The 14,139-nt window shown below is 47.2% G+C and carries 11 protein-coding genes; 5 read left to right on the top strand and 6 right to left on the bottom strand.

Annotated elements, in window-relative coordinates:
* Window positions 1-149 precede the first annotated feature (149 nt).
* Window positions 150-1,913 carry a methyl-accepting chemotaxis protein gene (locus R4537_RS03310; RefSeq protein ID WP_071178752.1) on the bottom strand — a complete coding sequence of 588 codons (1,764 nt, stop codon included), beginning with the start codon at window positions 1,911-1,913 and terminating at the stop codon, window positions 150-152.
* Between the two features lie 146 nt (window positions 1,914-2,059).
* On the opposite strand from R4537_RS03310, the gene R4537_RS03305 reads away from it, so the two are divergent.
* Window positions 2,060-2,698 carry a beta-phosphoglucomutase family hydrolase gene (locus R4537_RS03305; protein WP_080483392.1) on the top strand — a complete coding sequence of 213 codons (639 nt, stop codon included), beginning with the start codon at window positions 2,060-2,062 and terminating at the stop codon, window positions 2,696-2,698.
* Window positions 2,699-2,816: 118 nt separating this feature from the next.
* On the opposite strand, the gene R4537_RS03300 is transcribed toward R4537_RS03305, so the two are convergent.
* The gene (locus R4537_RS03300; protein WP_000034754.1) at window positions 2,817-3,290 is read right to left on the bottom strand and encodes a BamJ family beta-barrel-assembly machinery protein; all 474 of its coding nucleotides are present in this window, start codon (window positions 3,288-3,290) and stop codon (window positions 2,817-2,819) included.
* Between the two features lie 221 nt (window positions 3,291-3,511).
* Here R4537_RS03300 and R4537_RS03295 point away from each other — a divergent pair, with 221 nt between their 5' ends.
* Window positions 3,512-4,126 (top strand): OmpA family protein, encoded by a 615-nt coding sequence (locus R4537_RS03295; protein WP_071178751.1) that lies wholly within the window; start codon window positions 3,512-3,514, stop codon window positions 4,124-4,126.
* A 233-nt stretch (window positions 4,127-4,359) separates the two neighbouring features.
* Entirely contained in the window at window positions 4,360-5,922 is a 1,563-nt protein-coding gene (locus tag R4537_RS03290; protein WP_071178750.1) for a methyl-accepting chemotaxis protein, read from the top strand.
* A 132-nt stretch (window positions 5,923-6,054) separates the two neighbouring features.
* Here the strand turns inward: R4537_RS03290 and glpD are convergent, their stop codons facing one another.
* Window positions 6,055-7,593 carry a glycerol-3-phosphate dehydrogenase gene (glpD, locus tag R4537_RS03285; protein ID WP_071178749.1) on the bottom strand — a complete coding sequence of 513 codons (1,539 nt, stop codon included), beginning with the start codon at window positions 7,591-7,593 and terminating at the stop codon, window positions 6,055-6,057.
* A 397-nt stretch (window positions 7,594-7,990) separates the two neighbouring features.
* Between glpD and R4537_RS03280 the strand changes: the two genes are divergently transcribed.
* On the top strand, window positions 7,991-8,911 hold the full coding sequence (locus R4537_RS03280) for an aminoimidazole riboside kinase (RefSeq protein WP_071178748.1): 921 nt from the start codon (window positions 7,991-7,993) through the stop codon (window positions 8,909-8,911).
* 121 nt (window positions 8,912-9,032) lie between these two features.
* Here R4537_RS03280 and R4537_RS03275 read toward each other — a convergent pair whose 3' ends face one another.
* Both R4537_RS03275 and R4537_RS03270 read right to left on the bottom strand, forming a co-directional pair.
* Window positions 9,033-10,679: a glycoside hydrolase family 32 protein gene (locus R4537_RS03275; RefSeq protein WP_071178747.1), complete on the bottom strand. Its 1,647-nt coding sequence runs from the start codon at window positions 10,677-10,679 to the stop codon at window positions 9,033-9,035.
* A 75-nt stretch (window positions 10,680-10,754) separates the two neighbouring features.
* A complete protein-coding gene (locus R4537_RS03270; protein ID WP_000157568.1) occupies window positions 10,755-11,747 on the bottom strand; it encodes a LacI family DNA-binding transcriptional regulator in 993 nt (330 codons plus the stop codon).
* Between the two features lie 309 nt (window positions 11,748-12,056).
* Between R4537_RS03270 and R4537_RS03265 the strand changes: the two genes are divergently transcribed.
* Window positions 12,057-13,496, top strand: a complete 1,440-nt coding sequence (locus tag R4537_RS03265) for a sucrose-specific PTS transporter subunit IIBC (protein ID WP_071178746.1) — start codon at window positions 12,057-12,059, stop codon at window positions 13,494-13,496.
* A 167-nt stretch (window positions 13,497-13,663) separates the two neighbouring features.
* Here the strand turns inward: R4537_RS03265 and R4537_RS03260 are convergent, their stop codons facing one another.
* Entirely contained in the window at window positions 13,664-14,101 is a 438-nt protein-coding gene (locus tag R4537_RS03260) for a DUF3069 domain-containing protein (protein WP_000005283.1), read from the bottom strand.
* Between the last annotated feature and the right edge of the window lie 38 nt (window positions 14,102-14,139).

Raw genomic sequence — 14,139 nt, 5'->3', positions numbered from 1 at the left:
TGGATAAAACTTGTTCTATGGATAGCAGAGCATGCTACAACGTTTCATCAAGAAGCTGGCTCGCGTTTTATGTATGCTCACCTCAATCAAACAGAGAAAAAGAAAAAAGGCTCATCAAGAGCCTTTCTGTGAGTTCAGGAAAGTCAAGCTCAGTCACGGTTGGTACGAAACTCTGCAACCGCCTCATCCATGGCATGGGCTTGGCGAGAAACGGTATCGACCTCAGCAAGACATTGCTGTGCGGAGCGCATATTATTTTCTGAAATCGTGTTCAGCTCAGCAATCGACTCGCTGACATGGTTCATCACACTGCCTTGTTCTTCAATCGCAGCTGCAATGCGCTGTGAGTTATCTTGAATCGTATGCATGTCACGCAGGATCTGCTGCAAGCTTTCATCAAGTTGACGAGAGGCGCTTAGCGTTTCCTGACCTTGGTTGTTACACAAATCAATGTCATCGACCACTTGACTCATTTGTGACTGGATATTGGAGACAACGCGGGTGATCTCTTCCGTCGATTGATGGGTACGAGTCGCGAGTGAGCGTACTTCATCGGCGACCACCGCAAAACCGCGCCCTTGTTCACCGGCACGTGCGGCTTCAATCGCGGCGTTTAAGGCGAGTAGGTTAGTTTGTTCTGCAATCCCTTGAATGATGCTCACCGCACCACCGATTTTTTCAACAAAGGCATTCAATGAGCCGATAGAGTGTTGGCTTTTCTGTAGGGTAGAGGAGAGTAAGTCAATGTTTTTCACCGTAGTCACCACCACGCTGCGGCCTTGTTCCGCATTGCGCGCTGCCTGATTAACGCCATCGACAGCAATGTTAGTGCTTTCCGAAATCTCACTAATGGTCGATACCATCTGCTGTACCGATGTCGCCATCAAGCCCATGTGATCAGATTGAACATTAAATTGCTCAATCACTTGCTCAAGCTCGTCATGCATGCTCGAAGTGCTGCTGTACAATTGGTGAGATTTGGTCTGTGAACTGCTGATCAAATGCTCAAATTTATCCAACAGGCTATTGAAATAACGCGCCACGGCGGTGATTTCATCATTCCCTTTGAGCTCAGCGCGCAGAGAAATGTCGTTAGATTGCGCAATTCGTTGAATGACCAGCAACAATTGACTGACTTGTAAATTGATTGAGCGGCTGATTTGGAAAATCACCAGCAAAATAATCAATACCACGACAATGGTAACGGAGAGTTTCACGGTATTCATGGTTTGCTGCTTCTCATCAACCGCTTGCGTCAGGGTTTTAGAGAAGGCTTTAAACATCTCTTCGACATCGTGAGAGTGAGAACGCGTGGCGCCCAGTAAGCCTTCGTTGTATTTCAAGCCGATCACTTTTGCTTGGCTTACCACGGCTTGAGCGGATTTGATCAGGTCAGAAAATTGGTTCAACGCGCTTGAGTTAACGGAGCCTGCTAATACCTGCTGATGGAAATCCACTAGGGCTAACAGCTCTTCTGCGGAGGCTTGTTGTTTGGCTTGCTCGAGCGCCTGATAGTAGCTTTTCCATAAGCCACTTTCCGGATTAAGACCGAGGGTTTGATAGGCACGCACCAACTGTTCAAAACCCTGTTTGTATTCCAGTAGGTCATTACGTAAAGCGTTGGAGTCACCCAGCTCATATTTGAGCATGATGGCGTCGAGTTCAGTTTGTAAATTGAGGAACAGGTCAGTATTTTTTTGAAAGGTATCCAGATATTTGGCATCGCTACGCAATAAAAAGTCTTTTTCGTTGCGTCTTAAATTGAGTAACCTGACTTCCAGTTTATCGACTTGATTGATAGCTCGATTAAGTTCATCGTTGGTCTGGGCAAACTGTGAGGTCATAAAGAAAATGGCGATAGAGCCCAGTATGGCAATAATGCCCAAAGTATAAAGTTTATGGCGAATATTCATGGTGTTACCTGCTTGTTATTTTTATTCCATTGACATCCCATCAACGAGATAGGTGTCTGAGTGCAATGCGTGCAGCAGTGTACTGAGAATAATGAAACTATCAATACTAGTGTCGTTCATCGCTTTCAGCTTTATATGAAATATTAATGACAAATTTATTACAAAGAATTGGAGATGCTGTGACTGCTGTCAACTTTGGCCTTTATGAAGGATTCGTATTTGATATGGATGGAACCCTGCTTGATACCATGCCTGCGCATTTAACCGCTTGGGAAGCGACGGCGAAGCATTTTGACTTCCCATTTGATGCCCAGTGGCTCTATGGATTAGGCGGGATGCCAAGTGCAAAAATTACGACGCACATCAATAAAAAATTAGGGTTGACGCTCGATCCCGATCGCGTCGCAGCCTACAAAATGAACTGGTTTGCCAGCATGGGGCTGCAAGCGGAAGTGATCCCCGCCACCTATGAATTACTGTGCCAATGGCAGGGTAAGAAGAAAATGGCAATAGGGACGGGGAGCCAACGTGATAGCGCGCTGCGTTTATTAAGTAATGCGCAGGTGCTCGATAAATTTGATTCTGTTGTGACGGCCAGCGATGTGCAACAGCACAAGCCGCACCCCGAAACCTTTCTGATGGCGTGTGAGCAACTCGGCTTGACACCTAAACAGTGTTTGGTGTTTGAAGATACCCAATTAGGACTTCAGGCAGCGCACGCGGGTGGGATGGATTGCATGCTAGTGACTGAGCAAGGATTGGTTTTCTACCCCTTTGCTCATTGAGGTGGGCAGAGCGTGAGAACATGAGGCAAAAAAGCGAGTGAAGGCAACAGCGTTCACTCGCTTTTTGTTGTCATCCCTAAACCACCGCTTTTAGTGGTGATTGTTTCAACTTGAAAACTTATTCAATCGCCAGTAGTTCGACGTCAAAGATCAGTACAGCAGAAGGTGGGATTGGACCTGCGCCATTTTTGCCATAACCCAAGTTGCTTGGGATATAAAAGCGAGTTTTTTCACCGACTACCATCAGTTGCACACCCTCTTGCCAACCTTTGATAACTTGATTCAAACCAAAACTGATGGGTTCACCACGTTCAACCGAGCTATCAAACACCGTACCATCAAGTAATTCACCATGGTAATGCACTTTCACGCGGCTTTTTGGCCCCGGATGTTCAGTCCCTGTTCCTGCCTGCAGCACTTCGTATTGCAAACCACTATCGGTAGTGATGATGTTTTCGCGTTGTCCATTCTCAGCCAAAAACTGTTGCCCAGCCAAAAAATTGGCATCTGCCGACTTATGGTTGGTCCAAGTACGGTAAATCATGAAACCTGCGAGTAAGAATACAACTAAAGGGATAATAATTTTTGACATAAATGTTTGACGTCCTTTAACAGTGATGACTTTCCTCGTTAAACAGTAACCAGAGACGCTAATCCGCTAGCTTTACTTATGAGGGAATAAAGAATGGCGGACATTCTAACCATGGATTATGTGATGGCAAGCAACCCATTTGTAAATTGTTGTTGAAGACAGATAAAGTTTTTATGAACATGCCGATAAAGTATAGAAAGTTCAATAACTGAGTGTTTGAGATGAAATTCTGGGTGTTGTGCGTGACGTTTTTGCTAACAGGATGTGGTTCGGTCGTGACTGACCGAATGTTTAACGACAATCTACTCGATGTCGCCCCGAAAAGCGATTTGGATGTGCGTTATCCAGAATGGGGTTACGCGACCAAAAAGAACACCGGCGTTACGCAAAATTCAATGACACCGTCGCGTTCGGCCAGTTACGAGGATTTACGTCAGTATTTGCTGAGTAATGGTATTCAGCATGAAGTGATACCCGGTGACTACCCGATGCTTAAATTAAGCAATACAGTTCGATTTGAGACGGGCTCAGCAAAGGTTTCCATGGCTTCCAAACAGTGGCTAGATACGATCGCCCGATTTTTAGCCTCCGAGTCAGGCATTGATATTGTGCTAGAAGGGCATACGGATAATACGGGAACTGAAAAGTTTAACGACAAGCTAGCCGAGCGGCGGGCTAATGCTGTCAAAGCGGCTTTAGTACAGAGTCGAGTAGCACAAAATGTTATTTACACTCGTGGATTTGGTCAGAATGTTCCTGCGTGCACCAACAGCACTAAGAATGGCCGAGCATGTAACCGCCGAGTAGAGATCCGTTTTATCCTCGCGTCTAATTAAGGTTAATATTTGGTGTCTCGATTTTGAGAGTTGCTGTAGAACAAATCGAAATATCGAAAGAGTGGAATTTCATAGCATGAGGTTCCGCTCTTTATTGTTTTCTAAGTATTAACCCTAGTGTTTTTGATGTAATTCACGTTTGCGTTGCCCACGAGTCTCCAGAGTTTGAGTTTTTAACAGCAAGTGTGTATACATTTGCGCTCATAAAAATAACCTTAGAACAACAAGCCGAAATGTCAGCCTATACTCCCTATGCTCAACAAGAAGTCCTTGTCGGCGACCATGATCAATTGGTATCCACGACGGATTTAAAAGGTGTCATCACCTACTGTAATGATACATTTTGTCGTATTGCTGGGTTCCAAGCCGATGAGCTGCTAGGAAAAAATCACAATATCGTTCGTCATGCTTCGATGCCGAAAGCGGCGTTTGCCGATATGTGGCACCACCTTAAGCAAGGGCATGCTTGGCGCGGAATCGTGAAGAATCGCACTAAATCCGGCGGGTTTTACTGGGTTGATGCCTATGTAACGCCGATTTATCAACAAGGCCAACTTGCGGGTTATCAATCGGTTCGGGTAAAAGCTGAGCGAAAGTGGGTAGAGATTGCCACCAAAGCCTACCAAGCGTTATTAGCGGTTGAAAAAGCCGGTAAAAAAATCCAATTTAAGCTGCATACTTCGCTGCGTTACGCCTTGTTACTTGGTGCATTGATGTCACCAGCATTGGCACATGGATTTCAAGCTTCTGAACAGTGGCAATGGCTAGCCAGTCTTTTACCAGCGGGAGTATTAGGTTTGTTGTTTCGCCAAGAGCTAGTGCGAACCCCGCAACAGCTCAAACAGTGGCAAAACGAGTATGACAGTATCAGCCGTTTGATCTATTCGGGCTCTGATGCTTTTTCTGTTGCCGACTACCATTTAAAAATGGCTTCCGCTCGGATCCGTACCATTCTCGGTAGAATGATGGACTCGGCGCGTCCATTGGGTGAACTGGCTAATCAGCTGCATTTGACGACGCAAGAAGTGCATCGAGCGTTGGCAGCACAAAACAGCAACATCCAAGCCGTAACGCAGGCCACCGATGCTGTCGAGAGCGCCGCTGAGCGGGTTTCGAGTCATACTTACTCGGCTCATCAATTGATTAATCAAGTGCAAGAGCATTGTGCCGAGACCAAACACAGTATCAATGTCACCCATCAGAATTTACAGCGACTGGCCACGCAAGCTGAAAGTGCTGCCTTGACGACACTAAAATTGAGCGATCAAGCGCAGCAGGTCGGGCAATTAATGACTGAAATTGGCGGGATTGCTGAGCAAACCAATTTACTGGCGCTGAATGCTGCGATTGAAGCCGCTAGAGCGGGTGAACAAGGTCGAGGGTTCGCCGTTGTGGCTGATGAAGTGCGCGCATTATCGGCTCGTACCCAGCGCGCCACACAGCAAATTCAAACCAGCATTGATACTATGTTGTCCACTATTGAAGCGTGGCGAGGGGATATCACTGCAAGTCGTGATCAAACCGAGCAGTGCGCTCAAGATGCGAATACCACGCTGCAGCAGTTGCAGGATGTGGAATGCGTAATGAGTGACATGCTACGAGTCATCGGTGAGGTCGCGAGTGCTGCCCAACATCAACGCGAGCTCACCTGCGAGGTTAACCAACATATTCATTCTATCGCCAGTGTAGCTACGCAAAATTCGGCGGCCACCCATACCGTAGAACAGTTAGCGATGGCAATGAGCGGTAAAGTGACAGAATTTGGAGCGCTTTCGAAACAGTTTGCACAAAAATAGGCGCTAGGAACTATCCTCTCCACTTGAAGCTGACACACCAAGTCGCTTGGGTATCACCGATTTATTGAGCACAAGAGAAAAGAAAAATGGCCACGTTATGTGGCCATTTCAGTTTCAGCGAGTGCTTGGATTTTAAACAGTCGCTTTTAGCGGCTGCTCAGAGTGGATCTTCTGCTGTAGATAGGATTCTACTTCCTCAACCACGCTTGTATCGTGATTTAAGCCGAGTTTGGTTCTGCGCCAGAAAATATCTTGTGCATGACGAGCAAACTCTTTCTCGCACAGATAATCGATCTCTTTTTGGTAGAGCTCACCGCTGAACGCGATGCCGAGATCTTCAATGCCTGTCACGCCCGCCAAAAGTTGCGTGGTGCGGCTGCCATAGCTGCGTAACCAACGCTCAATCACTGACTCAGTAATAAAAGGAAAGGCGACCACCAGTTGGTTTTTTAAGGCTGCATAGTCAAAGTTTTCACCGCCTGGAAGGGGAGCATCTGCTGTCCAAGGGGCTTTCATTTTCGGGAAGAAAGGGGCGAGATGTTTCATCGCCGCTTCGCCTAGTTTGCGATACGTCGTGAGTTTGCCACCAAAAATGGACAGCAGCGGCGCTTCATCGGCCTGTTGATCCAGAGACAATGTATAGTCACGAGTAATGGCCTGTGGCGAGTTCGATTCGTCATCACATAGAGGGCGTACGCCACTGAATTCAGCAATGATGTCTGAACGCGTGATTTCGCGCATAAAATGTTTGTTCACAATCGAAATTAAATAATCACGCTCAGCATCGGTAATCGCCACTTTTCTTGGGTCGCCTTTGTATTCGACATCGGTTGTGCCAATCATCGAGTAGGCATCAAGATAAGGGATGACGAAGACAATGCGCTTATCTTCATTTTGCAGAATATACGCCTGCGGCTCATCGTGAATGCGCGGCACGATAATGTGTGAGCCTTGGATTAAACGAATGCCGTAAGGAGAACTGACGTGAGCATTCTCGTTTAAAAACTGCTTTACCCAAGGGCCTGCGGCATTCACAAGTGCATGACTGCGGCGCTCAAAGCGTTGTTGAGTCTGCTCATCAAGCAAAGTTACATGCCATAAATCGCCCATACGTTCGGCTTTTTCGACGGTGCAGTAGTTCAACACTTCTGCACCTTGTTCTTGAGCTTGCATGGCGTTGAGGATCACCAAACGCGCATCATCAACCCAGCAATCGGAGTACTCAAAACCAATTTGCATTTCAGGTTTAGTCACGCTGCCCGCTTTTAAGTTGACTTTGTGGCTTGCAGGTAGGGATGTGCGTTTGCCCAAATTGTCGTAAAGAAACAGACCGGCGCGGATCATCCATGCTGGGCGTAAGAAAGGACGATGTGGCAAACGAAAACGCATCGGCGTCACGATGTGCGGTGCTTTTTTCAAAAGCACTTCGCGCTCTGCCAGTGCTTCACTGACTAAGCGAAATTCATAATGTTCCAAATAGCGTAAACCACCGTGTACCAGCTTTGAGCTGGCAGAAGAGGTTGCGCTGGCAAAATCTTTTGCATCGTATAAGCCAACTTTTAATCCTCGCCCTGTTGCATCTGCGGCAATGCCAGCGCCATTAATGCCACCGCCAACAATAATCAAATCGAGCACTTCATCTTGGGTAAAACGTGTTGAGCGAGCGTTCATTTTCTATCTCCGCGCTTAATTGTTTTCGTTTTTGTTCTTTAATGTTCGTATGAAAGCATTAAAACATAGGAATGCGCAATGTTTCTACTATAAATTTTGATCTTGATCATAAATGAACGAGGAAAATGGGTGTAATGAGCGCTCGAATATTCCATTTTTACTGGTGACGCATGTGTGTGGCTGCTGCGCTAATCCGTTTGGGTATGTGATGAGGTGTGATGATTCTTCGGATAGGTAACGTTCCCGAAAAAGTAAAGGGAAACTTACCATAGACATCGTAATCTCTATTTAAGCTCACAAAAATGGGCAATTCCTGACCTGAACTCGAATAAGGCAGTTTTCCCACTTGAACGCTTTGGTTAGACTCAGCTCAAACCACATTTTCAGGAGTGATTCTATGTCAAGAGTATGGCTGACAGGCGATGCCGTGGTCGATCTGATCCCAGATGGGCAACAGCATTATTTAAAGTGTCCGGGTGGTGCACCCGCTAATGTTGCCGTCGCGATCGCCCGCTTATCTGGTCGCAGTGCTTTCTTTGGTCGAGTCGGGAACGATCCCTTTGGCCGATTTATGCAACAGACACTCACTGGCGAGCAAGTGGATTGCCAGCACTTGCATTTCGACCCCGTACATCGTACTTCCACTGTGGTCGTTGACCTTGATGAGCATGGAGAGCGCAGTTTTACCTTTATGGTGAAACCGAGCGCGGATCAATTCCTGCAACTCAGTGATATTCCCTCTTTTCAAAAAGGCGAGTGGCTGCATGTCTGTTCGATTGCTTTGGCCAATGAACCGAGCCGGAGCTCGACATTTGCCGCAATTGCGCAAATGAAAGAGGTGGGTGGATATGTCAGCTTTGATCCTAATCTGCGTGAAGAAGTATGGTCAGAGCCGCAAGAGTTACAGGCGACTGTCATGTGTGCCGTCGGTTTGGCGGATGTGGTGAAGTTTTCGGAGGAAGAATTACAGTTTTTAACCGGGACTCAGTCGATTGAAGAAGGATTACAGGCGATAGCTGATTTCCAGATCCCTCTTGTCGTCGTGACATTAGGCGCGAAAGGGGCGTTGGTGGTAACGCCAAACTTGCAGCAAATTGTGTCGGGCAAGGCAGTCAAACCGATTGATACAACAGGCGCGGGAGATGCATTTGTTGGTGGCTTGCTCTATCGATTATCCGTGGCGCATGATTGGTATAACCAAGCCACGATTTTAGAGGCCGTTAAATGGGCTAATGGCTGTGGCGCTTTAGCGACCACACAGAAAGGAGCCATGACCGCACTTCCGAATCAAGCGGCGCTGCATGCCTTTTTAGAATGAAATATGGCCAGAGTGAAGATTAACTCTGGCCATATTGACTCTTCGCATAGTGGGATATATCTCTCTGAGATATATCCCCTTGCAACTTGAAGCGGCATATCTGCCACGCCAAGTTGTTTATTCAAGGCTGCACATTCACTTCTAGGTTAAATGGCGCAGAAGCGGGAGCCATGTAGTACAGCTTTGAATCTACGTTTGCGCCATGCAATGAAATACCGGTTGCATCCAGTGGGGTAAAGATGCGGCTAGTCATCACATGTTCGCCTTGGTTGATGAAAAACTCTAATGAGGATTGATCAGCCAAGATGCGCAGCTCAACCGTTGGGCTATCGAGCTTCAGCTCCCGAATGGTGTCCCCTTGGCGAATTTGAGTCGCAGAGCGATCGAGGCGTAATAGTCGATTTTCTGCATCTAACGTTAGCGTGACGCAATACTGCGCATTTTGCATCAAGCGTAGCTGGCATCCCCAAGGCAGAGTCACTTGCAGATCAAAGCTTTTAGCCTTTAGCTCAGTGACGGTGTCACTCAAAAGCAAGGTGTGCGGTTCACTTTGCAGTGTGTCGAGTTCACGCAATGGGTGCTGATAAATCTTGCCTTCACGCCACTCTAGTTCACGGAGTGCGGTCAGTTGATGAATCCAGCCTTGGTCACAGCTAGGGTGCTGCGTTTCATCGGGTAGCCCCATCCAGCCACACAATACTCGCCGTCCATCGGCAGTTTGCGCGGTTTGCGGTGCATAAAAATCAAAGCCTTCATCCAGTGGCCACCCCTGCAGTAACGCTATTTCGCCTTGTGCATTCTGGGTCGCTCGAAAGATCCGATTTTGATGTTCAATGGTGTGATGAGGATTCGCCGATGCGATGCCTTGTGGCCCGAACACAAAAAAGGCTTCACCTTGCAGTTCAAACCAGTCAGGACACTCCCACATATACCCGTAATCGCCAAGTTCATCGCCATAGAGCTTATCGAAATGCCAATGGAGTAAGTCATCTGAGTGGTAGACCGCCAGTCGCGCTTGATGAGCGAGCGTTTGCGCACCAAGCAACATCTGCCACTTTCCTTGGGTGTAAATCACTTTAGGATCGCGGATATGTTCGGTCACGCCTTCAGGTAAACACCGAATCACAGGCCCTAATTTTTCAAACACACCATTGGCGTTCATGCGCGCGGCGCACTGCATGGTTTGGCGTTGGCGCTTTGTACCTAAGCGCGTGTTGCCGGTATAGAAAAGCAATAAATCTTGTTGATGGCTGACCGCATGACCTGAGAATACCCCGTGGCTATCAAACCAATCCGAAGGTGTCAGGGCGATCGACTGCCACTGCCAATCGACTAAATCGAGGCTCTTGAGATGCACCCAATATTTATCTTTGTGTTCGCAAGCGAAAGGATGCCATTGATAAAAGAGGTGGTATTCCCCTTGATGATAAATAAAGCCGTTGGGGTCGTTGAGTAAGCCCTGTGGTGGTGAGATATGCCACTGGGGCCGATAAGGGCAGTCTAAGGCTGTTTGATAAGGGAGAGTTTCAAGCTTTTGGCGCTCGGCAATGGCTTTACCTATCGCGGCGAGTTGCTGATCGGACACTTCAGCAGTGCGTTGGACAGAGAGTTGCCACTCTCCGAGTACCGATTGCAAACTCACATCATCAGGAAGGTGAGGGGAATGCGGGGGATGTTTCAGTGCCAAAACCACTTGCCCCTGTGGAGCTAAAATGCGCGTGACATTGTTTATTCCACCCGCGTGTTCGAGCAGCGTATCTAATAACATGGACTTACCTAACCACTAAATTCGGGAACGTTCTCAATTTAGCGCCGCAAAATTGGTAAAGCAAGTATTTCATGGTTAGACTGGGCAAGTCTCACGTTGAATGTTTTGGAAGGTCAGTACCACTTTGCTCATCTCTTGTCCGCGTCCGGCGATGCGTTCTAATAGCATTTTTGCAGCATTTTCTCCTGCCTTATCAAAAGCATAGTTAAAAGTGGAGAGTGGGGGATTGCTGACATAAGCCAACTCATCATTACCGACACCGAGCAGTTTGACTTGTTGTCCAACGTGAACCCCAAGCTCTTGCAAGGCTTTAATGGCGCCAACCGCTAACCTGTCGGTGGCACAGAAAAGGCCATCGAGCTGCGGGTAGTCAAGGTAGGCTTGTTTTGCCATTTGGTAGCCCGATTCTATTGAAAAATTACCGCGCGCATGAAACAGCAAGGTTTGTTGATGGAACCCCAGTGCTTGCTGCAAGCCTTGTGAACGCAGCACATCAACCGCTATGTCATCACTTTGTACCCCAATAAAGCCGATCTGTTTGCAGCCTGCTTTGACTAAGCGTTGTCCCGCTTCGAAGCCGACACGGTGATCGTCATGCACAATACTGGGAATGTTATACAAAGAGCCATCTTGGCCAACTAAAACCACAGGTACCGCAGAGTGTTGAATCGCATGAATCAGCGGCTGATCAAGATGAGTGGCGTAAAACACAATACCTTCCACCCGCTTTTGATTAAATATCTGAATATATTCAATTTCTTTTGCATGGACTTGATGAGTGTTGGCCAATAAAACATGTTTACCTGCTTGCTCAAAAATGGCGGTAAGTCCATCCACGCCTTGCGCTGTTGCGTGAGAGGACACGCGCGGCACAATCACGCCAATTAAGTTGGTTTTTTGTGATTTGAGGTCTTTAGCGACTTGATTGACCATATAGCCACACTGCTCAACCGCCTTTAACACTTTGATTTTTGTAGACTCTTTCACGCCATATTCATCATTGATGACGCGTGAGACGGTGGACTTAGAGACACCCGCTAAACGGGCGACATCATGCAAACTGGCCATAACGTATCCTGTAGGCTCAAAATCTGGGATGGATTGCAGAAATCAGTACGGCAATCAAACGAATGATCGGATTTTACCCCCGTTCTAAGGTTTATCCTCACGAAATTTGTCGATCCTATTCACATTTTCACTGTGTTGATTTTGACCATTACTCCGAAACAGACAAGAATTAGTTTTGCAAACGTTCCCAATTTAATATCAAAATCGACGAATCATTCAATTACACAACAATATCCAAACAACTTGGAGCAGCAGGTAAACCTCTCTGCTACAGCTTCAGTTGAAAGGGGATAACTACCGGGGTGAGTTATGGACTATCCAGTCATAGCAAAACAACTTCTCGAGAGCTTGGGTGGCAAAAGTAATATCCAGGCACTCGCGCACTGCGCGACTCGTTTACGCTTAGTGCTTAACGATGAAACGCAAATTAATGAGAGCGCCATTGAATCACTGCAAGGTGTCAAAGGACAATTTAAGGTCGCAGGGCAGTATCAAATCATTTTCGGCTCTGGCATTGTCAACCAAGTCTATGCCGAGATGGCGAAATTGACCGGTTTGGTCGAGATGTCAACCAATGATGTCGCTTCCGCAGGTAGCGAGAAGCAGAATTGGGCACAGCGCGCAGTAAAGGGATTGTCCGATATTTTTGTCCCTATCATCCCCGCGATCGTGGCCGGTGGTTTATTGATGGGACTGTTCAATGTCTTGACTGCACCGGGACTGTTTATTGAAGGCCAATCTTTGATTGATGCCAATCCTGGATTGGCTGATCTCGCGAGCATGATCAACACCTTCGCGAATGCCCCTTTTGTCTATTTGCCCGTGTTATTGGCTTTTTCTGCCTCGCGTAAGTTTGGCGGTAACCCCTTTTTGGGCGCTGCGCTCGGTATGCTGATGGTGCATCCCGATCTCTTGAATGGCTGGGGTTTTGGCAGTGCATCTGTATCTGGCACCGTTCCAACTTGGAATATTCTCGGTTTTGAAATCGAAAAAGTGGGTTATCAAGGCTCGGTATTGCCCGTGCTGGTTTCCGCTTACATTCTGGCCAAAATTGAAAATGGCTTACGCAAAATCGTACCGTCTGTACTGGATAATTTGCTCACCCCAATGCTGGCGATTTTTATCACGGGTTTTCTGACCTTTACTTTGGTTGGCCCCCTAACGCGTGATGTCGGCTTCATGTTGGGAGATGTGCTGAACTGGCTGTATGACTCGGCAGGGTTTGTCGGTGGCGCACTGTTTGGCTTTATCTATGCTCCTTTTGTGATCACCGGAATGCACCATAGCTTTATTGCGATAGAAACTCAGCTACTTGCTGATATCGTGACCACGGGCGGCACCTTTATTTTCCCTATCGCTGCGATGTCTAACATTGCGCAGGGCGCCGCGGCTTTAGCTGTGGGTGTGATGACGAAAGAGACCAAACTTAAAGGAGTCGCGATTCCTTCAGGTGTGACGGCGCTGCTAGGGATCACTGAACCTGCCATGTTTGGCGTGAATTTGAAATTGCGTTATCCGTTTATTGCTGCCATCTGTGGTGCGGCTTTAGCCAGTGCTTTCATCACCTTATTCAATGTGAAAGCACAAGCACTAGGTGCGGCTGGTTTGCCAGGGATCATTTCGATTAATCCACAGCAAATTGGCTACTACATCATGGGTATGGCGATCTCATTTGTGGCCGCCTTTGCGTTGACTGTCCTGCTTGCGATGCGTGAAAAAACCAAACAAGCTGCTCAGGTAACAGCGTAACTGCCTCCCCCTATATTGGCTACGCAGCCCACTCTTTGAGTGGGCTTTTTTGATAGTTCAATACCGAAGTGAATCTCTGGAAGATAGAAAAACGAAAGGAGCGCTTTGGCGCTCCTTAGTTATCTTTTTGCCTTTCAAACACGGATGTGAATGAGGGCTAGGTTTACTTACTTAACAAACACGTCTTTGAAGTCACGCTTCAGAATTGGGTCGCGGCGGGCTTTTTTGATCTGCTTAACCATGTCTTTCACACAGTTGTGTAGCACTTGATCAAGCAGTTGAGCGCGGTACGCGTCTTTATCTTCTTCGCTCATCTCTTTAGGAAGGTTCAGTGTTGGGAACTCTTCCATCACGTTTAGACCAGCAAATGCTTGGCTTACCGAGATCAGTGCGTGGAACTGTTCAAAGTTATCCAGAATGTTTTGCGCGCTCGCTGGCAGTGAATCCCATGCTTCGCGAACCACTTCTTCAGAGACTTCATGGATTGAAGTCACCATATGGAACATCGCTTCAGGCACCTGATCAAACTCTAGAACCTGACGCAGTTCAGGAGAGATGGATTCGAGATCCACTTTTGGTGTTTCGGTTTGGTTTGTCTCAGACATGGAAAATTCTCATTAGAGTAAAAAACGCCATGCTAAAA

The sequence above is a fragment of the Vibrio paracholerae genome, from assembly GCF_037672085.1.
GTDB lineage: Bacteria > Pseudomonadota > Gammaproteobacteria > Enterobacterales > Vibrionaceae > Vibrio > Vibrio cholerae.
Note: the sequence above shows the minus strand (reverse complement) of the source record. Positions and strands in the feature narration are given on the sequence as shown.